Source organism: Lactobacillus sp. CA30L, from assembly GCF_059900845.1.
On the sequence record NZ_JBWXGB010000019.1, the window covers coordinates 1 to 493 of the forward strand.

Sequence of the window (493 nt, forward strand, 5' to 3'; positions counted from 1 at the left end):
TTCTTTTCTTGACCTTACTTCTAAGATCTTCTCTTTTAAGTCGCTCGTGCAATCTCTTATCTCTTTTGATTTGTTGATTGTTTCTCGGTTTTTTCTTGGATTATATTCAGTTTTCAATGTACTAACTCTGGACATCTCTGTCCAATGGAGGCTAACGGGATCGAACCGATGACCTCCTGCTTGCAAAGCAGGTGCTCTCCCAGCTGAGCTAAGCCCCCCATTTGTTATTCTTTTCTTAGACTAGCCTACGCTTGCCTATGGGCCTAAATGGACTTGAACCATCGACCTCACGCTTATCAGGCGTGCGCTCTAACCAGCTGAGCTATAGGCCCGTCTTCTTCGCGTATCTTACTGCTCTTCTTTTCTTGAGGTACTACCCTCAAAACTAAACAATGTCTTCGCTCCATGTGCTTCCTTGCTCCTAGGCTTCTTATTAGCAGTCTCCTGCTCTTTGGCCTATTCGCTTCCTTAGAAAGGAGGTGATCCAGCCGCA

2 tRNA genes are annotated in these 493 nt (G+C 45.4%); both read right to left on the reverse strand.

Annotated elements, in window-relative coordinates:
• Positions 1-145: 145 nt before the first annotated feature.
• Positions 146-218, reverse strand: a tRNA-Ala gene (locus AC2JF8_RS09240).
• A 40-nt stretch (positions 219-258) separates the two neighbouring features.
• Positions 259-332, reverse strand: a tRNA-Ile gene (locus AC2JF8_RS09245).
• Positions 333-493 lie beyond the last annotated feature (161 nt).